General features: G+C 65.9%; 17 protein-coding genes and 1 pseudogene. 11 read left to right on the top strand and 7 right to left on the bottom strand.

Translation table 11 applies throughout. The features are described from left to right. Positions 1 to 37: 37 nt before the first annotated feature. The 10 genes and pseudogenes from O3T09_RS03695 (at position 38) to drmB (ending at position 15,497) form a co-directional block, all read left to right on the top strand. The gene (locus O3T09_RS03695) at positions 38 to 1,219 is read left to right on the top strand and encodes an acyl-CoA dehydrogenase family protein (RefSeq protein ID WP_206395898.1); all 1,182 of its coding nucleotides are present in this window, start codon (positions 38 to 40) and stop codon (positions 1,217 to 1,219) included. Between the two features lie 42 nt (positions 1,220 to 1,261). After that, positions 1,262 to 2,842, top strand: coding sequence for a long-chain-fatty-acid--CoA ligase (locus O3T09_RS03690; protein ID WP_441338885.1), 1,581 nt, complete (start codon positions 1,262 to 1,264; stop codon positions 2,840 to 2,842). A gap of 33 nt (positions 2,843 to 2,875) precedes the next feature. Then, a pseudogene (locus O3T09_RS11880) lies at positions 2,876 to 3,052 on the top strand (LD-carboxypeptidase); the annotation flags it as partial. Further along, positions 3,047 to 3,763, top strand: a complete 717-nt coding sequence (locus tag O3T09_RS03685) for an LD-carboxypeptidase (protein WP_441338886.1) — start codon at positions 3,047 to 3,049, stop codon at positions 3,761 to 3,763. The pseudogene O3T09_RS11880 and the gene O3T09_RS03685, both read left to right, overlap by 6 nt. A gap of 818 nt (positions 3,764 to 4,581) precedes the next feature. Continuing rightward, on the top strand, positions 4,582 to 5,706 hold the full coding sequence (locus O3T09_RS03680) for a DNA cytosine methyltransferase (RefSeq protein ID WP_269295387.1): 1,125 nt from the start codon (positions 4,582 to 4,584) through the stop codon (positions 5,704 to 5,706). Positions 5,707 to 6,162: 456 nt separating this feature from the next. Next, complete coding sequence (locus O3T09_RS03675; RefSeq protein ID WP_269295386.1) at positions 6,163 to 6,852, top strand: hypothetical protein; 690 nt, start codon at positions 6,163 to 6,165, stop codon at positions 6,850 to 6,852. A 443-nt stretch (positions 6,853 to 7,295) separates the two neighbouring features. Further along, entirely contained in the window at positions 7,296 to 8,363 is a 1,068-nt protein-coding gene (locus tag O3T09_RS03670; protein WP_269295385.1) for a hypothetical protein, read from the top strand. Next, a complete protein-coding gene (locus O3T09_RS03665) occupies positions 8,351 to 10,051 on the top strand; it encodes a nuclease-related domain-containing DEAD/DEAH box helicase (protein WP_269295384.1) in 1,701 nt (566 codons plus the stop codon). The genes O3T09_RS03670 and O3T09_RS03665 overlap by 13 nt, the downstream gene beginning before the upstream one ends. Further along, positions 10,048 to 13,566: a helicase-related protein gene (locus tag O3T09_RS03660; RefSeq protein ID WP_269295383.1), complete on the top strand. Its 3,519-nt coding sequence runs from the start codon at positions 10,048 to 10,050 to the stop codon at positions 13,564 to 13,566. Before O3T09_RS03665 ends, O3T09_RS03660 begins: the two co-directional genes overlap by 4 nt. Beyond that, positions 13,563 to 15,497 carry a DUF1998 domain-containing protein gene (gene drmB / locus O3T09_RS03655; RefSeq protein WP_269295382.1) on the top strand — a complete coding sequence of 645 codons (1,935 nt, stop codon included), beginning with the start codon at positions 13,563 to 13,565 and terminating at the stop codon, positions 15,495 to 15,497. The genes O3T09_RS03660 and drmB overlap by 4 nt, the downstream gene beginning before the upstream one ends. A gap of 483 nt (positions 15,498 to 15,980) precedes the next feature. Here the strand turns inward: drmB and O3T09_RS03650 are convergent, their stop codons facing one another. From O3T09_RS03650 to O3T09_RS03640, 3 genes are all read right to left on the bottom strand, one after another. Further along, the gene (locus tag O3T09_RS03650) at positions 15,981 to 17,537 is read right to left on the bottom strand and encodes a DUF1846 domain-containing protein (protein ID WP_269295381.1); all 1,557 of its coding nucleotides are present in this window, start codon (positions 17,535 to 17,537) and stop codon (positions 15,981 to 15,983) included. A 67-nt stretch (positions 17,538 to 17,604) separates the two neighbouring features. Then, positions 17,605 to 19,017 (bottom strand): Na+/H+ antiporter NhaC, encoded by a 1,413-nt coding sequence (gene nhaC / locus O3T09_RS03645; protein WP_269295380.1) that lies wholly within the window; start codon positions 19,015 to 19,017, stop codon positions 17,605 to 17,607. Between the two features lie 97 nt (positions 19,018 to 19,114). Continuing rightward, positions 19,115 to 20,137, bottom strand: a complete 1,023-nt coding sequence (locus O3T09_RS03640; protein ID WP_036313894.1) for an MBL fold metallo-hydrolase — start codon at positions 20,135 to 20,137, stop codon at positions 19,115 to 19,117. A 100-nt stretch (positions 20,138 to 20,237) separates the two neighbouring features. Here O3T09_RS03640 and O3T09_RS03635 point away from each other — a divergent pair, with 100 nt between their 5' ends. After that, positions 20,238 to 21,161 carry a LysR family transcriptional regulator gene (locus O3T09_RS03635; protein WP_036313896.1) on the top strand — a complete coding sequence of 308 codons (924 nt, stop codon included), beginning with the start codon at positions 20,238 to 20,240 and terminating at the stop codon, positions 21,159 to 21,161. Positions 21,162 to 21,219: 58 nt separating this feature from the next. Here O3T09_RS03635 and O3T09_RS03630 read toward each other — a convergent pair whose 3' ends face one another. The 4 genes from O3T09_RS03630 to purB all read right to left on the bottom strand — a co-directional run bounded on the left by O3T09_RS03630 (position 21,220) and on the right by purB (position 26,046). Beyond that, positions 21,220 to 22,233: a trimeric intracellular cation channel family protein gene (locus tag O3T09_RS03630; protein WP_269295379.1), complete on the bottom strand. Its 1,014-nt coding sequence runs from the start codon at positions 22,231 to 22,233 to the stop codon at positions 21,220 to 21,222. Between the two features lie 71 nt (positions 22,234 to 22,304). Continuing rightward, positions 22,305 to 23,201, bottom strand: a complete 897-nt coding sequence (locus tag O3T09_RS03625; RefSeq protein WP_269295378.1) for a trimeric intracellular cation channel family protein — start codon at positions 23,199 to 23,201, stop codon at positions 22,305 to 22,307. A 101-nt stretch (positions 23,202 to 23,302) separates the two neighbouring features. Beyond that, positions 23,303 to 24,466 (bottom strand): hypothetical protein, encoded by a 1,164-nt coding sequence (locus tag O3T09_RS03620; RefSeq protein ID WP_269295377.1) that lies wholly within the window; start codon positions 24,464 to 24,466, stop codon positions 23,303 to 23,305. A gap of 140 nt (positions 24,467 to 24,606) precedes the next feature. Further along, a complete protein-coding gene (gene purB / locus O3T09_RS03615) occupies positions 24,607 to 26,046 on the bottom strand; it encodes an adenylosuccinate lyase (RefSeq protein ID WP_269295376.1) in 1,440 nt (479 codons plus the stop codon). Positions 26,047 to 26,176: the final 130 nt, after the last annotated feature.

The following is a 26,176-nucleotide window of genomic DNA, read 5'->3' as shown; positions in this document are numbered from 1 at the left end:
CTCAGCACCACCCACGAACGACCTCAAGGAGCCCCTCATGACCACCACGGATTCCCGCACCCGCTCGCTGACCGACGTCGACGTCCTCGAGTACCACCGCCTCCTGACGCCCGAGCAGCAGGAGAAGCTCACGGAGATCCGCGCCGCCCTGGCCGAGATCGTCACCCCGCACGTGGCCGAGGCCTGGAGCCGGGACGAGTTCCCGCACGAGATCGCCCGCCGCGTCGGCGAGCTGGGCTACAACCACATCAGCGGCATGACCGAGGACCCGCTGTTCCGCGGGCACCTGATGGCCGAGCTGGCCCGCGCGGACATCTCCCTCAGCGTGTACTTCGCCCTGCACAACGACCTCGTCGGGGCCACCCTGGAGGCCCTGGGCTCGGAGGAGCAGAAGCAGACGTGGCTGCCGGGCCTGTACGCGATGGAGTACACCGGCTGCTTCGCGTTGACCGAGCCGGAGCACGGCTCCGACGTCGCCGGCGGCATGGCCACCACGGCCCGCCGAGAGGGGGACGAGTGGGTGATCAACGGGGCCAAGCGGTGGATCGGCAACGGCACCATGTCCCGCATCGCGATCGTGTGGGCCCGGGACGAGGAGGACGACCAGGTCAAGGGCTTCATCGTGGAGACCGACACCCCCGGCTACGAGGCCACCAAGATCGAGCACAAGACCGCGGTGAAGATCGTCCAGAACGCGGACATCACCTTCACGGACGTGCGCATCCCGGCGGGGAACAAGCTGGAGAAGGCCGACACCTTCGCTGACACCAACGTGATCCTGCTGGGCTCCCGCAACGGCCTGGGCTGGCAGGCCGCGGGCGCGCAGCAGGGCATCCTCGACGCCGCCCGCCGCTACGCGCTGGAGCGCACCCAGTTCGGCCGCCCGATCGCCGGGCACCAGCTGGTGCAGTCCCTGCTCGTGCAGATCGCGGCCAACCTGGCGGCCACCCTGGGCATGGCGCACCGGGCGGTGCAGCTGGAGGCCGCCGGGGAGGTGTCCATGACGCAGGCCTCCCTGGTGAAGTTGAAGACCTCCCAGATGTGCCGCGAGTCGGCCGCGCTGGGCCGGCAGATGATGGGCGGCAACGGCATCCTCGCCGACGTCGGGCTCGGCCGGTTCTTCTGCGACGTCGAGGCGATCTTCACGTACGAGGGCACCTACGAGGTGAACTCGCTGATCGTGGGCCGCGGCCTCACCGGACACTCCGCCTTCCTCTGACCCCCCCCTCCGACGACCGTCCCGACCAGATCAGGAGCCACCGTGACCACCTCCGAGACCCCCGACACCTCCACGACCACCCCCGGCCGGCCCACCGAGCGCCGGGGCCATGTGGCCGAGCTGCTCTCGGCCACCGTGGCCCGGCAGCCGGATGCCGTGGCCCTGCGGATCGGCGAGGCCCGCATGACCTACCGCGAACTGGACCAGGTCACGGCCGCGACGGCCGGCTGGCTGCGCCACCGCGGGGTGGGTCCGGGGGACCGGGTGGCCGTGCTGCTGCCCAATGTCCCGGCCTTCGTGGCGGTCTACGAGGCGCTCATGCGTCTGGGTGCGGTGATGGTTCCGCTCAACCCCCTGTTCACCGCCCGTGAGCTGGAGTACTTCCTCGAGGACTCCGGGGCGCGCATGCTCTGGGCCATGCCCGGGCTGCCGGCCGTGGCCGAGGTGGCCGGGAACGTCGACGTCGAGGTGGTCACCCTGGACCTGGAGGCGGTCGGGCGGGAGTGCGCCGCCGAGGGCATCGCCCCGGTCACGGAGATCACCCCGCGGGACCCCGACGACGACGCCGTCCTGCTCTACACCTCGGGCACCACGGGGCGGCCCAAGGGTGCTCGGCTGACGCACACGAACCTGCGTTCCAACGCCATGGCGACGGCGACCGGCCTGGGCCGGCTCGGCCCGGACGACGTCGTGTTCGCGGCGCTGCCGATGTTCCACGTGTTCGGGCTCTCGGTGGTGCTCAACGGCGCGGTGTTCGCCGGGTCCACCCTGTCCCTGATGCCGCGGTTCGAGCCGGCGGCCGCCTACGACCAGCTGCAGGACCACGGCGTCACGTTCCTGCCCGGCGTGCCCACCATGCACGGGGCGTTCCTCGCCGTGGCCCGGGCCCGCCGTGCGGCCGGGGCCGAGCCGGCGGACTTCTCCCGGCTGCGCATGCCCCTCTCCGGCGGGGCGAGCCTGCCCGTGGAGACCCTGCGCGCGGCGGAGAAGCTGTTCGGCGTGCCCGTGTTGGAGGGCTACGGGCTGTCCGAGAACGCGGGTGCGTGCTTCTTCAACCCCGTGGACGCGCCGACCCGCCCGGGCACCGTGGGCCGGCCCGTGGACGGCTTCGAGTTCCGGATCGTCGCGATGGACGGCACCGAGGTGCCCGAGGAGGACCTCGAGACCTCCGGTGAGCTGCGCATCCGGGGCGAGGGCATCATGGCCGGCTACTGGGGCCGCCCGGAGGACACGGAGGCGGCGTTCGACGAGGACGGCTGGTTCCGCACCGGGGACATCGCCCGCCGCGACGAGGCCGGGTACGTGATGATCGTGGACCGGCTCAAGGACGTGATCATCCGCGGCGGCATGAACGTGTACCCCCGCGAGGTGGAGGAGGTCCTCTACGAGCACCCGGACGTGGTCGAGGCCGCCGTGGTGGGCGTGCCGGACGAGCGGCTGGGCGAGGAGATCGCCGCCTTCGTCTCGCTGGCCCCGGGCAGCGCCGTCACGGGGGAGGCACTCCAGGCGTTCGCGGCCGAGCGGCTGGCCCGCTACAAGCAGCCGCGGGAGGTGACCGTCCTGGACGGGCTGCCGAAGAACGCCACGGGCAAGATCCTGCGCCGCGAGCTGCGTCAGGGGTGAGGGGCGTGCCGGGCGGTCTGGGCGCGGGACCTAAACGCGGCGTTCGCGGACCCCCAGATCCGGGCGGTGATCGCCACGGTGGGCGGGGAGGACCAGATCACCGTGATCGGCCACCTGGACGCGGACGCAGTGCGCGCGGACCCCAAGCCGTTCCTCGGCTACAGCGACAACACCAACCTGCACCAGTGGCTGTGGGCGAACGGCGTGGCGAGCTTCTACGGCGGGTCCACCCAGGTGCACCTGGGGCCGGGGCCGGCTGTGGACGAGGTGCACGCCGCGTCCCTGCGGGCCGCCCTCCTGACAGGAGGGCGGCTGGAGATCACGGAGCCGGGGGAGTCGGAGGACCACGGCGTCGACTGGCTGGACCCGCGGGCGCTCACCGAGTTCGGGACCCGCGAGCCGGTGCCGGGCCCGCACGACGACGGCGCGCGCGGCGTCGGCGAGGACCTCTCACCGTGGCGCTGGGCCGGGCCGCGGCGCGCGGTGACCGGCCGGACGTGGGGCGGCTGCCTCGAGGTGCTGCCGTGGGTGATGGCGGCCGGCCGCGGACCCTCTGATCTGGGCGCGCTGGAGGGTGGCCTGCTGCTGATCGAGACGAGCGAGGAGCTGCCGTCGGCGGGGGAAGTGCGGCGGTTGCTGCGGATCCTGGGCGAGCGCGGGTTGCTCGGCGCCGTGGACGCCGTGCTGGCAGCCCGGCCGCCGGCGAGCTCCTTCGAGGTGCCGCGCAGCCCGGAGGAGCGGGCGCGGTTGCGCGCCGAGCAGGCCGACGTGGTGGTGGAGACCGTCGCGCAGTACAACCCGGACGCGGTGGTGTGCGTGGGTGCGCCGTTCGGCCACACCCGGCCGCAGTGGGTGCTGCCGCATGGCGGGGTGATGACCGTAGACGGTGAGGCGAGGCGGGTATGGGCGGAGTTCGGGTAAGGGCGTGGAGGGAGGGGAAACCGCCCTCGTCCGGATCCCAGCGGCGTTGTGCGTTGAGCGGCGAGGCTGGGCGTGAAGGATCTCAAGAACGTTGGTAAAACATGTCGCTGCGTTGGGCGCTGGTCGCGTTGAGGCCGGGTGAGGCCCTACCGAGCGCAGGGGCCTCGACAAGACCGCCTGGCTGCTCAATGCCGACCAAAGGCCTCTGCTCGCAACGTGCGCGTGAGGGGCCGACCATTGGACTACACGAATCTGGGTCGATCCCTCTCACGTATGTACAGGACGCCCACGGACAACGCAGCCGCCGCGCTGTGGGTCGTTGATTGGTCGCCCGTCTGTACCCAATACCCCGTCGCCATCCTCGACGGTCTGCGCAGCCTGGTTCTCGGAAAAGCACGCGGGCTGCGCCGCGGCTAAACCGGGCGGGGAGATCGGGGTCACACCCTTTCGATACGACGGCGTTTGTAGGCAGACGCACACGAGGGGGTGTGACCGATCTAAGAGTGGATCCCAACAACCTCCGCGGGGGCAGCGCCTTCATGAGGGCACGGGTTGTCCGTCTGAGCCGTAGGGGGTGTAGTTGCGAAACGCTGCGGGATCGACATGATTGATCAGATTCGCGGCGCTTTCCCCACCGAATATGGGTTCGGAATCGAAGACAAAGAAGCCCTGGAGGTGGCCATAATGCTGGCGGAGCCACAACGGCTCAAGTGCTGGTCGGCGCCTCGAGGCCCAAGGCATGAGCCGGGCGCACGAGACGTAGGGGTCCGCTGTAACGCGAGCTCGTGCATCAGACCGCTCGGCGGTAGAGTTGAGTCATGAGAAGCTGTGTCGAAACTTCCCACGGCCCGGAGGTGTCCATGCCCTTTGTTCAGTCAGCGAACGTTGTAGGTACGGACATGGAGACGCCGAATGTTTTGCCTAAAATTATTAGCCTGTTCTCGGGCGCAGGTGGTTTGGACCTCGGATTTAGTCAGGCGGGCTTCCCGCTGACGTTTGCGGTCGACATTTCGCCTGCCGCTATTCAAACCCACCGACGGAATTTCAAGGAAGCAACGTCAGTCGCAGCTGACCTGCAGGACCTGGGTCCCAGTGGGGTTCTTGCTCACGTTGAAAAACTTCTGAATCCAGGTGAATCAATCGGAGTCATAGGTGGGCCACCCTGTCAGGGTTTTTCCCGGGCAAATGTCGCCTCGGTTGCAAATGATCCGCGCAACCGGCTACCCATACTCTACCTTCAAATCGTCGAAGCACTTCAAAAAAAGTATGTCGTTGAGTTTGTTTTATTTGAGAACGTCATTGGCATCCGTGACGCTAAGCACTTGGGGACGTTTCGCGGGATCCTTTCCATGTTCAGGGAGATCGGACTCGTCCCCGATGTGAACGAGTACTCTGCTCTCGACTACGGTGTCGCCCAGACTAGGAATCGGGTCATCATCTCGGGCTTCCGGAATAGGGAAGTGGCCCGAAGAGTCAAGCCAGTTAAGGCCAAAGCTAGTGGGCTCACGGTGCGCTCGGCGATTGGTGATCTACCGGCCCCGGCATTCTTCGCTCATAATCTAGAGAAGTCCTCGATTCCCCATCACGAGAACCATTGGACAATGCGTCCGCTTTCGAAGCGGTTTCATCAGCCCGGGGGTGCTGATCGTGCAGGTCGCAGCTTCCGACGACTAGAATGGGATAAGCCAAGTCCCACAGTTGCCTACGGCCATCGAGAGATTCATGTACATCCCGACGGTCGACGCCGCCTCAGCATATTTGAAGCGATGCGCCTTCAGGGGTTCCCAGATTGGTTTGTCCTTGAAGGAACCCTCTCGTCCCAGGTCGAGCAGGTCTCAAATGCTGTTCCCCCGCCGCTCGCTCAGTCACTTGCCGCAGCTATTAAGACTGCGATGCGTGAAGTAGCCGACCAAGCGTTTGCTGAAAGGGCGCTCAGCGCATGAACTTCCCGCGAAGAAATCACTCCCAACCACGACCAGCCGTTCGTGCGGCGGAGCTTAGGCAAGGCGTCGCAGCCGGTGCGAGCGCGGACGACGGAAACGAAATAAAGGGCCTACCATGCCGGCTTCAGTTGAGGTTATCGGAAATGCCCACTAGCCCCGTCCCTAGCGAAGAAGCGGTCCCGTCTTGCCCACGGAGGCAGCGGTATGGGTGAATCATCGTCTCGTCCGCGCACTCTCCTGGGCCTCGCCGATGATCTTGGCGAGCCGATGGCCGTAGGACCGTGGATCGGATCATTTGTCGGCCTTGGGTCACTGTTGCGCCGGTACCTCTCGAAGCTTGAAGGGCGACAATTAGTCCTAGCTGTATCGGTGCCCCGCCGTGACTACGTCGCAGCCCTCATCGGTACGGGCTGGATGCTGTCGAGTCCGGCCCCTGCACTGGATGATCCGCTCAGCGTGTTCGAGACGTCCGACCAGTCTACGTACTTAAGGGGCGTTACCGATAAGCTGATTGTTACCGGTCGATTTACGAGGATAGAGCCGTACGCGGGCGGCGCGCGGGTCCTCACTGGCGGCAAGCTCCTCCCTGCCGATCGTTACCGCGCCGTCTCGGTGCTCGACGACGTCGTCGAGTCCACTGTCAGCGAGGTTCCCGCAGGTGGATACTTGGCTGAACTATCCGGGGCTGCGAAGTCGTGGCTGCACCGCCTCGCGGCGCCGCCGATGGATCTCGCCCTCGTGGGGACGAGCGAATGGCTCCGTGAAGACCTTCGGGCTGTCATAGGAAACAGCACTTCCATCGACGACTCATGGACGTCACTCGGTTCATATGTCCTACCGGACGAGGGCTGCGCGGCGACCTGGTCAACGCCGGTCATTCCGGCGGCCCGCCTCAGTGAGGGCACGGCTCTGCCTAGGTCGTGTGTCGCAGTTGTCCTGGATCGCTACGGTGCTATTAAGTACCTCAACGAAATCACCGTGCCCATCGTCGTCTGCATCGTGGACCGGTCAGTTGCGGACGGCTCCGCCGGGGAGACAATCGTAGAGGCCCGTCGCAACAATAGCCGACCAGTCTCTGTGATCGACGAGCTCGGCTGGTGCCCGCCGACCGCAGTCGAAGCTCTGGCATTTACGGTAGTCGCATGAGTCGGGTTCATGACGTTGGCCGACGATATGAAGCGGCGGCTTCGGTAATACATCAGGGCGTCAACATATTTGCCGTCGGCGATCCAGCGGGCGCACAGTTGAACGCTGCTATCCGCCGCGCAGTGCTTGCACTTGGAAACGACCGAAGCGAGATATGGAATGGTGTCATCCAGGCCGCTAGAGTACTCCGCTGGCGCCGGATGACACAGCCACAACCAGCGCAATTTCAGACTCATCAGTCCCTCATTGATTACATAGTGAGCCAAGCGGATCGGTTGCGTAGTCTGGTAACTAACGGGGATTTACTCGATCTTCTTGCGGAGGCTGCGGTAGCCGTGGGAATGAACAATTCACCACTTGGTTCAGTCCTGCTCGAGTCAATCCAGGAGGTGGGCCCCGATGCGTGTATAGTCGTCGCTACCAATGGAGCGGCTCGCGCCGGGATGGCCGACTGGCTTCATGGCATCGGAGCCAAAGTTGCCGTGTCGAGCGAGCTGGAATCAATCGGTGGCGTCGCCGAAATTAGCTATGTCATTACGCCCCCGACCTTTACTCCGCGTGCTGTTCTTACCGCTCCAGTGACTCCCGAGGTCACGTTCATTACTCCTGCCTGGTTCACTAACCAATCCTTGCCAACGTCCGAGTTGGGTGTACACGCCGAGGGTCAAATCGTGGTAAAGACCAGCGTGCATCAAATTGGCGATATGGCCGAGCCCGAAACCGCGGTTGTTGACGATGAAGAGATCCAAGACGTCTATTTCCCTCAGCCCGTATGGGGAACACGGGCCTCGGATGATCGGGAGCTCGCCACCGGGGAGGTGGAAGCCTGGAAGGTCCTTCTCGCCGGTGGACGGGGCTTGTGGCTTGACGACGGTGATCGGATCCGTTCATTGGACCCGAAGCAACCGGAGGGTGCGCGCCTTGGGTACGAAGCAGTGAACCATATCCTTCCGGGTACGTACCTTGTCCTTCGCGAGGGCGAGACCGAACGCGGTGCGATGCACGACGAGGCGCTGGTTGCGCTGGGCGAGGGTGCACGCGACATCTTTTCCACGCAGGCATATTGGAAGGCGCGGCTCCAAGAGCAGCTCTCACGCGTTGGCTCCCTCCGGGCGATCGCGGAGCTCGAGCGCCTTGGTGTCCGTTCGAGCGGGCAAGTCCAGGCCTGGTTAGACGCGCGCCTGATTTGTCCCCAACGAGATGCTGACTTCGCGCTTCTCCTGGACTGGCTCGGTGTTCCGTCTCAACCAACCTTCGACAACGCGATCACCCTACGCCGGGCCGTCTACAAGGCCAGCGCCAATTTGCGTCGGGAGCTAGAAGCAGCCGTTGGCCGCGCCGACTTGCGGGTCCTGGAGCGTGATGGGATTCTTCACTTGAACCTGCCCCGCGAAGGCCTGCGCAGCATGTTCGTTGCCCGAGTGCTTGCGAGGGCGCCGTTCACCGAGATCGTCAGCAGACATCAAGTTCGCGTACCGTTCGTGGAAGGGAGCGCTCAGTGGCTCGACTGATTCCGCCGATCTTTCCAGAGGATGCACCGCCGGGTGAGAAGTCGGTCTATAGGGTACTCGCAGAAGACCGGATGACTGACGACTGGATTGTCCTCCATTCGCTGAATATCGCGGAGCATGTGCGCAAACCGGAGGGTGAGGCTGACTTTGTCATCATCGCCCCACGGCTCGGGATCCTCGTGGTCGAAGTCAAGTCGCACCAACACTTCACTTTCGATGATGGGGTTTGGAGGCTCGGGAGCCAGGCTCCAACGACGCGAGGCCCGTTTAAGCAGGCTAGCGAAGCGATGTACTCGATTCGTAAGTACCTGATAAGAAAAAAAGTCGATCTTAGTTCGACTCCGGTGCTTAGTGCCGTATGGTTTACAGAGGCACGGGCCCGCACGATGCTACGGCCAACAAACGAGTGGTTTGACTGGCAGATTCTCGACTCCGAAGACCTAAAAAAAGATCCGATCGGTACGATCCGTCGTGCCTTCGAAGGTGGCCTTGCCAATCTCGAGGCGACCTTCAAAGGTTACTCCTCTGGCGGGGTGGGGCCAAGTCAAACAGAAGCGAAGCAGATCGCGATGTTGCTTCGGCCGAATTTTGAGTTTGGTGTCGTGGCCGGCGACGTGCGGGCGGCCCGCCAGCATCAACTCGTCCGCTTCGTCGAAGAACAATTCCTCGCGCTCGATGCCATGTCCGACAATCAGGCGGTGCTATTTACTGGACCGGCAGGCTCTGGCAAGACGTTCCTGGCGTTGGAAGCGGCCCGGCGTGAGATAGCCCTCGGAGGGAACGGCACCCTCATGTGTTTCAATAAGCTACTCGGCCGACGCCTGGCCGCAGATGTCGATGAACCGCGACTATCAGTCGGCACCTTCCATAGCCAGCTTCTAGCGCTTACGGGTTTGAAGGTTCCGGAGGGCGCTGGCGAGCTGTTCTGGAAAAATGAACTGCCCGAACGGGCCATTGAGGTGCTCCTTGAGCTGGGAGAGCCGCCATTTGACTTCCTGATCGTGGACGAGATTCAGGATCTATTGACCGAGGCATACTTGGACGTCCTCGAGCTGACGGTTAAAGGTGGGCTGGCCGGCGGCCGCGTCTTGATGTTCGGCGACTTTGAGCGCCAGGTCATCTATAACGACGGGTCCGGCCGAGAGCTCCTTCGAGAACGGGTGCCCCACATGCCGTCGCATCGTCTCTCCATGAACTGCCGCAACCTTCCGAGAATCGGGTTCAGCGTCAACTTCTTCAGTGGGCTCACTCCTGGCTATCAGCGGTTCCGACGAGACGACGACGGAGTAAACCCTGTGCTCCTGAAATACACCCGTGGTGAGGACCAGTCGCCGCTACTCCGCCAGGCCGTCGAAGCTCTGCGCGACGAGTCATTCGACCTCAGCGAGATTGTCGTCTTGAGCCCGCTGGCCGCCGACTCGGCCGCCGCCACCACGACCGATTCATGGTTAAGAAGCGTCCTTGTTCAAGCTGACGGCCTGCACGCTAAGAAGGGGAAGATCCGCTTCTCATCGATCCAGGCATTCAAGGGCCTCGAGGCGCCTGCCGTTATTGTCACTGACTTGGATCGTGTAAATGTTCCGAACTTTCAATCTGTCCTCTACGTGGGCCTAACTCGGGCGACTGATCGCGTTTATGGTCTCGTGGAAAAGGACACCGGACTAGTGGGAATGGCAGGGAAGCGATGACCGGCACTGAAGCACGTGACATAGTCGAGGCAGCAGTAAGACGCGAGCTCTTCGGGCCGCCCGATGGAGAGGCGCCGATCGGCAACCCCATCAACTGCTCCGGCCCGTCCCTGACCTTTCAGACGAAGGACGACGCAAAAGGGCAGTTCCACGATCGAGATACGCTTGAAGAGGTGCTGACACGTTCTGATCCGCTTCGCCGCTACGGCGTTGGCGTTCTTACCAGTGGTGGCGCCTCAACTGGTGGGCAGGCATCCCGGGGTGAGGATTTTGTCGTCATTCCAGGGCTGGGGTCGAACATGGAGAACCCCGAAGCGCCCACCACTGAGGTACGTGGCTCTCGGCGCCAGGATCAACCGGACTCCGATGACTTCGACCTTTCGGACGCGAACCGGCGCAAGCCATCAGCAATGGCAATTTCGTTCAAGGTCCGTGTGGCTCGTGGATCAGAACTGAAGATTCGGGTGACGGGTGCCTACTACGACCCGATCAAGATCACCGCACCAGACACGCCGCAGCTGAACTGGTGGGTTCGCCGGCCCTTCATCCTTGAGTCAATTGCATCGGAAGATGTGCTCAGAAAGGAAAAAAAGCGTTCTCTTCTGAATGCCACGCCGATTGTTGTCGAACCAAAACTTGAGCCTCGCATCACGCCAAGTGTGTTGATCTACAGCCGCGCAGTGCCTGGTGAGACGGATGCGGATCTTCGATTGGTCACGCTGGCGGTCGTCAATGACCTGGCCGGCGCTGGCGCAGGGGATAACTTCTTCCAGGTGGCTTTTTCCGCCGAAGCGGCACAAGGGCTCAAAATTGAGCCATATCCCGACGTCGAGCAGCCAGACACTGATGACGAGGAGGAATCGATTGCGCTCCTATACCGCCACCGACGCACCTTCGCGATCGGCCACGGTTGCGCCGCGACCTGGAAGGACATGACCGGTGAGGACGCCGTCCCGGCCGTCTCGTGCGTCGAAGCCGAGGCGCTACCTGCCTACGAAGTCACGAGCCTAACACCGGACGTCTACGAAGAGCACGCCGACGGCACCCGCACGTCGGTTAGCGTGAGCATGGAGGAACTTGCCAAGAATACCGCCACTGGGGACACTCAGGTCGAAAAGGTTATTGAACTTTACGCCCAGTGGATTGACGACCGGGCCGCCTCGATCGACGACTTGCCCGTTCGGTACCACGGGGCAGCGCGACGTCATGTCACGAAGTGCACTGAGGCCCTCGAGCGAATACAGGAGGGGTGGCGCCTCGTTCAACATAACCCCCTCGCAAGTCGTGCCTTCCGACTAGCTAATCATGCGATGCTCAACCAGCAAGTCCGCTCCCGGCTTGAGCGGCGAGACCTCGTGCAGGACAAAGAGGGTATTTACAGGCCAAAAGGGAATCATCCAACCGCATTGCCCGGCCCCAATGGCGGCCAATGGCGCGCTTTTCAGATCGCTTTCATCTTGGCGAGCCTGCCGGAGCTAATCACCCCGACGCACAAGAATCGCACACTTGTCGATCTAATATTTTTCCCCACTGGAGGCGGCAAAACCGAGGCCTACCTCGGCGCCTCGGCAATCTCACTGATCGCGCGGCGGCTCCGGAATCCAGACGACGCCGGCACCGATACTCTCATGCGGTACACCCTGAGACTACTCACCGCCCAGCAGTTTCTGCGCGCTTCATCCCTAGTCTGCGTCTTGGAGGACATCCGCTCAGGTATGGAGGATGAGCTCGGTACCGCCCCGTTCAGCATCGGGGTCTGGCTGGGACGGGACTCGACGCCAAACAGGTGGTCTGCCGCGCAGAGAGACTTGTCCGAGCTGCGACGCGACTCCAGAGCCTCCAATAAATTTCTGCTCCTTAAGTGTCCCTGGTGCGGTACGGGAATGGGGCCGGTCAGCAAGCGACGCGGCCAGGACACTCCCGGCTACGTGTGGTCCGGCGGACGATTTCTATTTCGCTGCCCAGACCAACTGTGTCGATTCAGTGGAAGAGAAGGCCTGCCCATCCACGTAGTAGATGAGGGAATTTACGAGGCGCGCCCCTCAATCGTAATCGGCACAGTAGATAAGTTCGCCATGATGGCATGGCAGCCCGCGGCCAGGGCCCTGTTTGGTTTTGGCGACAATGGTGAACGCGTTTGCTCACCCCCTAGCCTGGTCATCCAAGACGAGTTGCACCTTATTTCTGGACCACTTGGCTCCATGGTCGGTCTATACGAACCAATAATCGACGACCTCACGACTGACCGTCGATGTGATCCGCCCATCCCGGCCAAGATCATTGCCTCCACCGCTACAGTACGCCGTTACGAAGATCAAATTCTCGGACTGTTTGGGAGAAAGGACGTAGCTCTCTTCCCGCCGCACGGTCTTGAAGAAGGGCGGTCATTTTTTGCGGAGCCGGCTCGGCTTCCAGACGGCAAGCCGGCTCCAGGACGGCGATATCTTGGCGTTATGAGTTCATCGCTTGGCTCTACACAGACGGTCCAGGCGCGAGTCACAGCCGCGACCCTTCAGGCCGGTTCGCAGATCCCGGACCCAGCGGATCGTGACGGGTACTGGACCAATCTCAACTTCCTCAACAGCCTCCGAGAGCTCGGCAACACGCTCTCCCTGCTCGAATCGGATGTTCCTGACTATTTGGTCGGTCTCCAGCGGCGCGACGGTATCACGCCGCGTTACCCCCGGAACAAGATGGAACTTACTTCCCGACGTCGAAGCGACGAGATTCCGAAGGCGATCGAGGAACTCGAACTACGCCTGCCGCATCCTGAATGTGTGGTTGAGGCCAAATGTGTCAGCTCAGGATCCTGCCCCGAGAACGCGAAATGTGTGGACATTTGCCTTGCGTCGAACATCATCGAGGTCGGCATCGACATCGATCGGCTCGGTTTGATGACCATTGTCGGTCAGCCCAAAACTACGGCGCAGTACATTCAGGTTAGCGGTCGCGTCGGGCGAAGTGCCAGGACACCCGGCCTCGTCATCACAATCTATGGGGCCGCAAAGCCTCGGGACCGCAGCCACTATGAGCGGTTCTGGACCTATCACCAGCAGCTGTATGCCCAGGTCGAACCAACCTCCGTGACCCCTTTCGCTGAGCCGGTTCTGAAACGCGCTCTCCACGCAGCGGCAATCTCACGCATGCGCCAGCTCAACCCTATGCTTGATCCGAGTCCGTTCCCGCAGACCGAGTTCAACGACTCTATTGCACTCCTCCGTACTCGCGCGGCATTGGTTGACAGCGGGGAGCTCCCGGTATTCGACCGCTGGGTCAGTGAGCGCGCCCGACAGTGGGTGAGAGGGGAGCGAACGACCTGGGCGACGGTCAAGTACTTTGACGGTGATCCAAAGCAGGGCCTCATGCGCCCCGCGGGTGACATGGCCGATTCTGGGAATAAAAACATCACCTGGGAGACGCCGATGAGTATGCGCAGTGTCGACGCCGAGTGTCGGCTTTCCGTCACCCTTGATTACCTCAATGACAACCTAGAAGAGACGGAGTTACAACCATGACGTCAGGAAACATGCGTCGAGCTCAGTTAGTGTCCCCGTTTGGTGTGGGTGCCATGAGCGTCCTCGTCGATGGTACGTCGGTTATTACGGCTGGACTCGATCACTGGTTCCCGCGCAATAACGTCGACCTGGCACTGGAAGAGTTCCGCGTCAACGACTGGCGGCTGGAAGCCCGGTTAAAAGTCCAGGAGTTCCGTCTGCCCCCAGATTATCGCGAAGGATCGAAGGACGATCATCGCAACGAGAAGCTGAGCATCCCCGCTTTAAGGTTCCCACGGTATTCGTTTTGCATGTACTGCAAGCGCTTGGAAAAGGTTCCGCTCAGCTTCCAAGACGTTGTCCGCTGTAAGGAGTCCTCATGTGTGGGGAAACGGCGCTACGGGCCGAAGATGTCGCAGGTGCCCTTCGTTGCAATCTGTCGCAAAGGGCACATAGACGACTTCCCATTTCGTGAATGGGTACATCGGTCAAAGAATCCCAGTTGCCCTGGAGTGTTGCGGTTATTCTCGACAGGCGCCGCTGGCCTGGAGGGCCAGGTTGTCCGTTGTGGCTACGACGCCAAGAATAGGCGCGACCCGCGCGCTGGATGCGGTGCGTCTCGTTCCTTGCTGGGGATCACCACGGGAGGGAAGATGGACGAATCTGGCCAGGCCAGCACCTTCCTGACGCAGCAGTTAGAAGGTCTGTCGGATCCGTATATGTGTACCGGTGCCCGGCCTTGGCTTCACGAGGAGCAGGGCACCTGTGATCAGCCAGTGCAAGCTGCGCTCCGCGCCAGTGGCAATGTGTATTTCCCTTACGTCGAGTCGTCGATCTTTCTGCCCCTTAAGATCGGTGCAGTCAGCGGCGCATTGCGAGACCTGATAAAGCGAGCCGACGTTGAACCGGCAATGGTGTTTCTTTTCAGTATGCGCGGTCATGACGCCAGTGTTGCTGAAATTCGAAATGCAACCCGAGGCGCCGGTGACCTATTCGAACACTATAGCGATGAGGAACTGCTAGCCGCCTACCAGGACCGATTCGGCGTCGGCTCTGCCGAAGGGGATGGTAATGAGGATGATTCCACCGACCTTGATATTTGGCGCCACCCGGAGTTCAAGCTGATCCGCGAGACGCCGCAAGACGACGAGCTCCGTGCCTCAGATCCGGGCCTTCACCCTGCGATGGCCGGACATTTCGATCGCGTTCGCAGTGTCACTGTCCTACGTGAGACGCGGGTTTTGCGAGGATTCGCGCGTGGTCGGGACGGCGATCTGAAGGTCGCGGAGGGGAAGGCCCTGCTTCGCCGTCGTCCTTTGCCGCCCGAGAAGGACTGGCTGCCGGCTTACGTGGTCAAGGGTGAAGGAATCTACTTTGAGCTAGACCACGAGCGTCTTGCCGCATGGGAGGCACGCGGTGAGGTTCAAGTCCGAGCCAGGCGTCTTGCGGACAAGTACGGCCAGGTAATTGCCGATCGGGGTGGTATTGTGCGTGATGTCTCTCCGCGGATGATAATGCTGCACACGTTCGCGCACCTTCTGATTAACCAGTTTGTCTTTACCTGTGGATACAGCTCAGCTTCACTCCGGGAGCGGTTGTACGTGTCGCGCGATGGTGACCGGGACATGGCGGGGCTCTTGATCTACACGGCAGCGGGAGACTCGGAGGGCACGATGGGGGGTCTCGTCCGCATGGCTCAACCAGACCGCCTGGAACCGGTTGTCGCGGCGGCCCTCGGTGAAGCCCATTGGTGTTCGACTGATCCAGTGTGCATGGATGCGGGGGAGCGGGGGCAGGGGCCTGATTCGTGTAATTTGGCGGCATGCCACGGCTGCGCTCTGGTGCCTGAGACAAGTTGCGAGGAATTTAATCGTTTCCTTGACAGAGGTTTGGTTGTCGGCACATTTGACGATCCAACGCTGGGGTACTTCTCAACGTATGCCAAGGGCTGAGCCATAGATCCAAGTGCGTCGGCTCGCTTTTTATCAAGCAAACTACCCCGTTCTTCTGTGTGAAGCAGAATCGGGTTTGGTGAACCATGGTCGCAGGGTCTTTTCGGTCCCTGAATTTACCCTCTCCGAAGCGTATATCGCTGCGGGGGTGAGTGTTTCGGGGAGGGGGGCACCTCGGGTGGCTGGCGTGGCCACGCCATGGCGGCGCATGGCCTCTATGGGGTCTCCTTCATGCGCTCCAAGCGCTCCTGGGATTTGTCGATACGGTGAATTTGGCCTCAAAGGGGTGCGTGCTTTAGTGCGGCACCTTAAACGTGTATGGGGCCCTGGGCAATTGCATTGTTCCTGAGATCTGGACGGTCAATATTGGTGGCCGAGACGTAATGCGATTGGCACCTTGATCTCAGAATAAAAGCCGGGCCGCTTCAGCGTCTGCGTAGTAGCAAAAGCGGCCCGGCGGTGCGGTCTCGCGAACGGCGACGATCACCGCTTCCGGTACAGCCCCTTCTTCTGGAACTTCGGCTCGCTCGTCACGAGCATCCCCAGGGACCGGAAGATGCCCTCGTCCACGGAGCCGAGGATCGTCGTCGTGTGCACGTCGCAGCCCTCGAGGCTCGCCAGCTGCTCGACGGCCGCCTTCGCGTTCTGGTCGGTCGCCGCGGAGACGGACAGCGCGATCAGCACCTCGTCCGTGTGGAGCCGTGGGTTCTTGGAGCCCAGGTGCACGGTCTTGAGCGTCTGGATCGGTTCGATCGAGGCGGGGGAGAGCAGGTGCACGTCGTCCTCGATGCCGGCCAGCACCTTGAGGGCGTTGAGCAGCACTGCGGCGGAGCAGCCCAGCAGCTCCGAGGTCTTGCCGGTCACCAGGGTGCCGTCCGCCAGCTGCACGGCCGCGCCGGGCTCGCCGGTGCGCTCGGCCACCAGCTGCGCGGCACCCACCACCGGGCGGTCCTCCGAGCTCAGGCCGAGCTTGGACATCACCAGGGCCACGCGCTCGGACTCGGTGTCGTCCGCGCCCTCCAGGGCCTCGTTGACCTGAGCCTTGTAGTAGCGCCGGATGATCTCCTGCTCCGCGGCGCGGCGGCACACCTCGTCGTCCACGATCGCCGCACCGGCCATGTTCACGCCCATGTCCGTGGGGGACTTGTACGGGGTGGTGCCCGTGACCTTCTCCAGCAGCGCGGACAGCAGCGGGAACACCTCGACGTCGCGGTTGTAGCTCGTCACCCGCTCGCCGTACTCGGCCAGGTGGAACGGGTCGATCAGGTTGATGTCGTCCAGGTCCACGGTGGCGGCCTCGTAGGCGGCGTTCACCGGGTGCTCGAGCGGCAGGTTCCAGATGGGGAACGTCTCGAACTTCGCGTAGCCGGCCGGGATGCCCCGCTGCCGGTCGTTGTACACCTGGCTCAGGCACGTCGCCAGCTTGCCGGAGCCCGGGCCGGGGGCCGTCACGACGACGAGGTCCCGCGTGGTCTCGGACCACTCGTTGGCGCCGAAGCCCTGCTCCGAGACGATCGTGGACATGGCGTGCGGGTAGCCGGGGATCACGCGGTGGCGGGCCACCTTCAGGCCGAGCCGCTCGAGCTTCTCGAGGAACGCCAGCGCACGGTGGTTGGCGTCCTCCAGCTGCGTGACCACCACGTGCTCCACCAGGAACCCGCGCTCCCGGAACACGTCCACGAGGCGCAGGACGTCGTCCTCGTACGTGATTCCCAGGTCCGCGCGGACCTTGTTCCGCTCGAGGTCCTTGGCGTTGAAGCACACCAGGATCTCGGTCTCGTCCTTGATGCGGTCCAGCATCGCGATCTTGTTGTCCGGGGTGAAGCCGGGCAGGACGCGGGAGGCGTGCAGGTCGTCGAAGAGCTTGCCGCCCATCTCCAGGTACAGCTTCCCGCCGATCTGGCGGCGGCGTTCCTGGATGTGCTGGGACTGGAGCTCGATGTACTTCGCGCGGTCGAATCCGACGCGGTGGAGGGGGCCGGAGGCCGCGGCCTCCGTGGTGGTGCTGGCAGGGCGGGCGGTCTCATGCGTGCCGGTCATGGACTCTCAGCATAGACCTGTCCGCGGGGTGCGCGTGCGCGGCCCGGCGTCGGGCCCACCGCACCCCTCAGTCCCTGGGGTCCTCCAGGTCGACCTCGACCGGTGTGATCCGCTTGATGCTGAGGCCGGTGTAGCCGTACAGCACGTTGAGGGCCGGCACGATGAACGCGAAGAGGATCCAGGGGATGAACTCCATCGGCTCGAGGCCGAACACTCCGGCGGCGAAGACGGCCGGCACACCCCAGGGCACCAGGTTGATGCCCACCGTCCCGGCGGCTTCGACGGCGCGGGAGAGATTCAGGGGGGAGAGCCCCATGCGGCGATACGCGTCGACCATGCCCCGGGCAGGGAGGATCACCGCCAGGAACTGGGCGCCGGTGGAGAACCCGACCAGGAACGAGGCCATGACGGTCGCCGCGATGAGGGAGCCCGTCCGTCGGATCCGGCGCACCAGCGGATCGATGAGGGCGCGGAAGACCCCGGTCCGTTCCAGGAGGCCGCCCAGGGCGGTGGCGACGATGACGAGGCCGATGGTCATGAACATCGAGGCCACCCCGCCGTTGGTGAGGAGGCTGTCCACGGACTCCTGACCGGTGGTGGAGGTGTAGCCGGTCGTGGCGTCCTTCAGGACGGCGCCCACCGGGCGGCCCTGGACGAGCACCCCTGAGAGCCCGCCCAGCGCTGCGACGAGGACGAGGGCGGGGATCGCCGGGACCCGCAGGGCGATGATGACCAGGGTGGCGAGCACGACGAGGAGCAGGGCCGGGTGGATGGTGAACTGGCCGCTGAGACCCGCCTGGATCGTGTCCCGTGCGGCCGTGTCGACGTCGCCGCCGGGAGATACCCGAAGGCCGATGAACCAGAAGAGGCCGGCGCTCAGGACCAGGCCGGGGATCGTGTCCCACAGCATGTGGCGGATGTGGTCGAAGAGCCCCTCGCCCACCATCGCCGGCGCGACGTTGGTCGTGTCGGACAGCGGGGAGAGCTTGTCGCCGAAGAACGCGCCCGAGATGACGGCGCCGGCGACGATCGGAAGCGGGACGCCCATGCCCCCTCCGATGGCCATGAACGCGAGGCCGACCGTTGCGATGGACGTGAACGAGCTGCCGAGGACCAGGGAGATGAAGGCCGTGACGAGGCAGGCCATCGGGAGGAAGAACGTGGGGTTGATGAACTCGAGGCCGTAGTGGATGAGCGTGGGGATGACGCCGCCGCTGATCCACGTCCCGATGATCATGCCGATGATGAGGAGGATGAAGACGGCCGGCATTGCGCGGCTCACGCCGTCGGTCATGGCGGCCTCCATGTCCTTCCAGCTGTGACCTGTGAGTCTGCCGATGACGGCCGCGACCACGATCCCCGCGACGATCGGGAGGATCATCCCGATCTTCCAGGAAAGCGTCGACGCGCTCGCCAGGGCGATGAGGGCGAGGAGCGGGAGCGGGGCCACCAGAGGGTGCGGGTCGCGGGGGACGGGCATGGGCCTGTCCCCTCTCCGGGTGGAGCCCCTCGTGTGGGGCGTGGCAGTGCGGGTGTCGGTCGACATGGGGCCTCCTGTGGATGCGACGGCGCGAGACTCAGCGGGATGCGAGGGGGATGACCTGGAGGTCTGAGGGGACCGTGCTGCTGAAGGGGTGGTGGCCCTCGAGCTGCCGGCCCAGCGAGGCGCCGGACGTGCCGGGGACGAGGTGGTGCAGAGCGAGGGAGCCGACCGCGGCGTCGTCAGCGATCCTGAGCGCGTCGGCGACCGACGTGTGGGCGCGTTCGTGATGGCTGCGGATGGCGTGGGCCTGGGGGCTCTCCGGGTCGGGGAACTTCGCCACGAGCCAGTCCAAGTCGATGGCCTCGTGGAGGAGCAGGGACGCCCGGTCGGCGAGACGGCGCATGTTGTCGGTCGCGGCGGTGTCACCGGAGACCACGACGGACCCCTCGTCGGTGTCGAAGCGGTAGCCGTAGGCCGGTGCGACGGGAGGGTGTTCGACCAGGATCGCCGAGACGCGCACCCGGGAGTCCTCGAAGACGACGAAGGGGTCCATCGCCGGGGGCTGCTCGGCATCCGGGTCGAAGGCGATGTTCGAGGGCAGGACGATGTCGTGGGCGTGGATGCGGTCCAGCGGTGAGGGCCGCAGGCTGTCGAGGATGCGTTCGTTGAGGTCGGTCGCGTGCGCGGCGACGATCCGCCGGAGGGTCTCCGCGGTCCCCGGGGTCGGGTCGTGGGGGGTGAGCGGCGTCGGGGCCGCCGTCGTGTGAGGACTGGTCGGATAGAGCGCCCCGCGGTCTCCGGGCCCGATCAGGCGGATGGCGTCCCGGTCGTCTTGCGTGATCTCGAAGGTGCTGAACAGTGCGATGGCGGTGAGGTCGACGATGTGGTCGGAGTGGAGATGGGTGAGGAAGACGGCTTCCACGTCGTCGAGCCCGTATCCCGCCCGCACCAGCTGACGACCGGCGCCGTAGCCGCAGTCGATGAGGTAGACCGCCCCGCCGACCACGACGGCCGTGGAGATGCCGGCGCGGGGCGTCCCTCCGCCGTGGCGCCACCAGCGCGGGCCTCCGGCGGTGCCGAGGGTGATCACCTGTGTTCCGCGCAGTCCTGTCGACATGTCCTTGTCCTTCACTCTCGTCCGGCGGTCCCCTCCACTGTGGTGCAGATCTCATATCAGGGATAATCAATTCACTCACGTCAACCCATAGGAGGAGTCGATGGTCGGCATCACCCTGCGACACATGGAGTACCTGGTCGCCGTCATCGACGAAGGGTCGATGACGGCGGCTGCCGCCCGACTGCATGTCACGCAGGCGACCGTGTCCATGGCCCTGGCGGAATGCGAGCGACGCCTCGGCGTCCCCCTCCTCGTCCGCCAGCCGGCGAAAGGGGTCGCCGCGACCCTGGCGGGCCACCGCATGGCCGTCCAGGCCAGGCGGATCCTGGGGCTGGTCCACGAGATGGAGGCGTCGGTGCCGGCGATGCCCGGTGAGCTGGCCGGAGACCTGGAGGTCGGATGCGTGCCCTCCCTCTCGCCGCAGGCCGTCCCGGTCCTCGCAGAGCACTTCTCGCGACGGCACCCGCGGGTCACGCTGCACTACCGGGAGGGGGCGGCCACGGACCTGCAGCGGGAGGTCCTGCAGGGTCGACTCGAGATGGCCGTCATGTTCAGCCGTCAGCAGGCACCGGGGCTGCGATCGATCGAAGTGGCCCGGGCGCAGCTGAAGGTGATGCTGCCCGAGGGGCATCGGCTGGCCGCCGCGCACGAGGTCGCCTTCGCGGACGTCGCTCAGGAGCCGGCCATCCTCATCGACCTGCCGCCCAGCACGGAGCGGTCACTGGAGTTCATGCGCGCCGCGGGCGTCGAGCCGACGCTGCGGTGGTCCAGCAACAACCTCGCCACGGTCGCCTCCCTCGTCGGGGCTGGCCTCGGCTGGTCGCTGCGCTATACGCTGCCGGGCGAGCAGCCCGCCGCGCGCGGCCTCGTGGAGATACCCGTGGCAGACCCCACACCTCCGAACGCGGTGTGCGCCGTGGTGCCGGACGGCGACCGGGTGGATCAGCGCGTCCGGCATGCCCTCGAGGTGCTCCGCCGGGTCCTGTCTGAGGAGGAGGGACGCCCCGACGTCGACTGCGCATGACGCCATGTCGAGGCGCCTGCCATCACGACGTCGTCCGCGGCCGGCCCGACCCCGTCGCTCAGCCCTTCTCGTCCTCCGGGTCGTCCGCGATCCAGTCGTGCTCGGGGTCGTCGAAGCTGCGCGTGCGCCCGGTGCGCAGGTCGGTGACGTCCATGACACCGGTGCCGCGGTCCAGGCGCACCTGCTGGTGTGAGGCGGGGTCGACGACGGTGATCGTCTGGGTCTGCGGGTCGTAGTCGTCCACCCGCACCTGGTCCTCGTATTCCTCCCGCGGTCCATAGGACCCGTGCGTGTCGTCGTCGGGGAAGGCGGGGGCGCCGGGGGAGCGCAGCTGGCGCTCGAGGGTGCGCTCCACCCGGCGCGCGGCCGCCTCCTGCGCCTGCGTGGCCAGGCGCCGCAGACGTTCGAGGGACTCCTTGTCCTGGGAGATCTCCGCGCCGAAGAACCGCCACTGGTAGCGGTAGGCGATCATCCGCACCGCGAAGATCAGGAACGCGATGAGGAAGCCCGTGAACGCGTTGAGCGCGCCGTTCATCGCCACCACGGTCGCCAGCACCGCGCCCAGGAACGTGGGGAGCACGTAGACGCCGCGGGGGTCGAAGATGGACGGGACCTCGTTGGCGACGATGTCCCGCAGCACGCCGCCGCCCAGCGCCGTGACCATCGCGATCACCACCGTGGACACCGGGTGCACGCCCATCGAGTGCGCCAGCAGCACACCGGACACCGTGAACAGGGCGAGCCCGGCGGCGTCGAACAGGGTGATGGTCAGGTTCAGCCGGTTCGGGTGGATCACCTTCACGTACACGAGCAGGGACACCAGCACGGGCGGGGCCAGGTAGACCGGGTTCTCCAGGGACGCGGGCAGACCGCGGTCCAGCAGGATGTCCCGGGTGAAGCCGCCGCCCAGCCCGGCCAGCAGGGACAGCGCCATCGAGCCCACCAGGTCGAACTGCTTGCGCGCCGCCAGCAGCGCCCCCGAGGTGGCGAAGAAGAAGATCCCGATCAGGTCCAGGGTCGTGAGCAGCCACGGGACGTCGGTGAGGGTGGCGAAGAACTGCTGCACGTCCACGGCGGCTCCTTCCATCGGGTCCGGGGGTCACCGGCCATTGTCCCGTGCGGCCCGCGCGGTGGCTCGTTTGTTCACCCGGGTGTCCCCGGGGTGCCGTCCTCGACGGTGCCGGGCGTCTCCTCGTTCGCCGGGGGGCCGTCCTCACCGGGGTCGGCGGGCGGCCCGTCCCTGCCCTTGCGGTCGCGGATGTCCGGCACGGGCGGCTCGTCATGCGGATCCATGCGCTGGCGCTGGGTCTCCCCCGAGATCTCGGCCCCCGGGGCGAGCCACTCCCGGCGCATGGACACCACGCGCAGCACGAGCACGAGCACCATCACCGCCGCCGAGGTCAGCGGGCCGAGGAGCTCCACCTGGCCGAGGGCCGCCGTCGTGCCCGCGCCGAGGATGGCCGGCAGCGCGTACCAGCCGCGCCCGCCGAACACGGCGGGCGGTTCCCCGGCGACGACGTCGCGCAGGATGCCGCCGCCGACGGCGGTCACCAGGCCCAGCACCGCGGCGGCGACCGGGCTCAGGCCGGCGAGCAGGGCGATGCGCGTGCCCACCACGCAGTACACGGCCAGGCCGATGGCGTCGAAGGCCATGACGGCGTGGTGGCCGCGCTCGCCGTCGAAGATCCGGAGGAACACCGCCAGGGACGCGACCGCCGGCAGGATCAGGTACCAGGGATTGTCGAACGCGGCAGGAACGTCCCGGCCGACCACGAGGTCGCGGACGACGCCGCCGCCCGTGCCGACCATGAGGGCCAGCAGCAGGGAGCCGACGATGTCGTAGCCCTTGCGCACGGCGAGGACGGCGCCCGAGATCGCGAAGAAGAACACGCCCACGAGGTCCACGGCGGTGATCGCCGCGGTGATCGCGTCGGCGAGCTCGCCGTGCGCGTCGATCGGCTCGGGCACGTCCCGTTCGAGTTCGGCAGGGTCCTTGGGGGTGGCGGACAGCAGCCACACGGGGAGAAGTGGAAGCAGCACCCGCCCATCGTCCCCTGTCGGGCGGCACCCAGCCACCGACGGGCGACCGGGGCCGGGGGTGCGGGGCGGCGCGTGGGGGAAGTGCGCGCCGCCCCGCGGTCTCAGCGGGTCAGGCCGAACCGGCGACGCGCGGCCACGAGACCGCCGGCGCCGAGGGCGCCCAGCGCGGCCAGCCACCAGGCCTGGCCGGAGCCGGTCTCCACGGTCTCGGGGACGGTGTGCTCGCCGGCGGGCTCCGAGGGCTCGGAGGCCTCCGGGGCGTCCGTCGAATCCGGGGCGGGGGTCGCCGGGGACTCCGGTGCGGGTGCCTCGGACGCGTCGTCCTCGCCCTGGGCCTCGAGGGCCTCCCACACGCGGGCCTCGTCGAACGGGAGACCCGTGCCCTGGACCCCCAGGTGGGGGTCGGCGGCCCGCGGGTCCCCGATCGAGAACGTCACGACGAGCGTCTTCTGCTCGCCGGTGCTGCCGTCAGTGAGGGTGAAGACGGCCTGGTCGGTGCCGGTGAAGCCCTCGTCCGCCACGTAGACGGTGCTGGCGAAGCTGCCGTTCGCCCCGTCGGGGGTCCAGTTCGCGGGGTCGCCGACGCGGGGCAGCTCGACGAGGGTGCCGTGCTCCGGCTGCTCGGTGACGGTCAGCGTGGCCACGCCGGCGACGTCGCCGCTGGAGTTGCCCTGCAGGCGGACCAGGCGGGATCCGGGAGCGGCGAGGTGGGTCTGGTGGTCCACCGTCGGGCGTCCGCCGAACTCGTAGGCCTGCGGGCCCCTGGCGTCCAGGAACATGCCGGGGACGTCGTCGCCGAGGTTCCGGTCCTCCCCGAACACCAGAGTCGCGGTGGCCTTCCCGTCCACGTAGAGGGTGAAGACGGCGCCGGCGGTGCCCTCCTCGCCGAGGACCCGACGCTGCTCCAGGACGTCCACGTAGCCGGTCTCGAGCTCGGCGTCGTAGGTGAACTCCACATCCGTCTCCGGGCCCATCTCACCGGGGACGTCATAGGAGATCTCCTCGAGATCCGTGAAGGACGGGTAGAACGGCGCCACGGTCACGCGGACGTCCTTGACGGCGTGCTGCGTGTAGAAGCGGCCCGTCAGGGGCGAGAGCTCCGTGGAGCCGAAGGTGCCCCCGACGAAGTGCCCGTTCTGCCACCCGTCCGTGGTCTCGGCGGGGGCGGCGAAGGCCGGGGTGGCCGCGGTGGCGGCGAGGCCGCCCGCCAGGACGGCGGCGGCGAGGGCGGTGGACAGCGGGCGGGTGGTGCGGCGAGCGGACATCAGGTCTCCTCGGGGCGTGCTCTGCGGCGGGTCGTGGCCGCCGGGTGGCGGCAACGCCCTCAGCCTGCCCGCGTGGCGCACGCCACACCAGAGGTGTGCTCAGGTCGTGACCATCCTGTCCTCGGATCGAGACCTGGGCGTCAGTCCTGCGCCGGCCCGAACTCCTTGGCCAGCTCCGCCGCCACGCCGGTGTACCCGGCCGGGGTCAGCTCCAGCAGGCGCGCCTCGGCGTCCTCGGACAGGCCCAGGCCCTGCACGAACTCGCGCATGCGCGCCCCGTCCACGCGGTGGCCGCGGGTCAGCTCCTTGAGGCGCTCGTAGGGGTTGTCCATGCCCGGCACGCCGGCGATCGCCTCGGCGCGCATCACGGTCTGGATGGCCTCGCCGAGCACCTCCCAGTTCGTGTCGAGGTCCTCGGCCAGCACGGGCTCGGCCACCTGGAGCTGGCCCATGCCCTTGGTGACGTTGGTCAGGGCGAGCACCGAGTGGCCGAGGGCCACGCCGATGTTGCGCTGCGACGTCGAGTCCGTGAGGTCGCGCTGCCAACGGGACTCCACGAGGGTGGCGCCCAGCGAGTCGAGCAGGGCGCAGGAGAGCTCGAGGTTGGCCTCCGCGTTCTCGAAGCGGATCGGGTTCACCTTGTGCGGCATGGTGGAGGAGCCGGTCGCGCCGGCCACGGGGATCTGCGCGAAGTAGCCGATGGAGATGTAGCTCCACACGTCCACGCAGAAGCCGTGGAGGATCCGGTTGAAGCGCGCGACGTCGGCGTACAGCTCCGCCTGCCAGTCGTGGGACTCGATCTGGGTGGTCAGCGGGTTCCAGGTGAGGCCGAGGTGCTCCACGAAGGACCGGGAGAGGGCCGGCCAGTCCGCGTCCGGGGCGGCGGCGAGGTGGGCGGCGTAGGTGCCGGTGGCGCCGTTGATCTTGCCCAGGTACTCCTGGCCGGCGATGCGCCGGGTCTGGCGGGTCAGACGGTGCACGAACACGGCCATCTCCTTGCCCAGCGTGGTGGGCGTGGCCGGCTGGCCGTGCGTGCGGGAGAGCATGGGGGTCTCGGCGGCCTCGGCGGCCATCGCGGAGACGGTGGCCACGGCGGCGCGGGCGGCCGGCAGCCACACCTGCTCGACGGCGTCGCGCACACCCACGGCGTAGGCGAGGTTGTTGATGTCCTCGGAGGTGCACGCGAAGTGCACGAGCGGCTTCAGCCGGCCCAGGCCCAGCCCCTCGAGGCGGTCGGCGATGAAGTACTCGACGGCCTTCACGTCGTGCACCGTGACCTTCTCGGTGGCCGCCAGCTCGGCCACGGAGTCCGCGTCGAAGTCCGTGACGATCGCCCGCAGGCCCGCCTGCTGCTCGGCCGTGAGCGGCTCGAGACCCGGCAGCACGCGGTGCTCGGCCAGGTGGATGAACCACTCGACCTCGACGTGGATGCGGTTGCGGTTCAGCGCCGCCTCGGACAGGTGCTCCACGAGCGGCTCCACCGCCGCACGGTAGCGGCCGTCCAGGGGGCCGAGGGCGATGCCGGCCTCGGCGAGGGAACGACGGTGGGCGGTGGACGCGGGCGCGGGCTGCGAGGTCATGGCCCCCATTCTGGCAGGCGCCGCGGACGCCCGACGAAGGCGACGACCGGGTCCGTCCCCGACCGCGACGGAGTGGCCAGTGCAACATGCGGACGCGCCCGGTGGCCCGGGGCGCGGCGGGCCTACCGTG

It is taken from the genome of Micrococcus sp. H39-S4 (assembly GCF_027158145.1).
Taxonomy (GTDB): domain Bacteria; phylum Actinomycetota; class Actinomycetes; order Actinomycetales; family Micrococcaceae; genus Micrococcus; species Micrococcus luteus.
The sequence above is the reverse complement of the archived record's forward strand: the minus strand, read 5'-3'. Positions and strand labels throughout refer to the sequence as shown.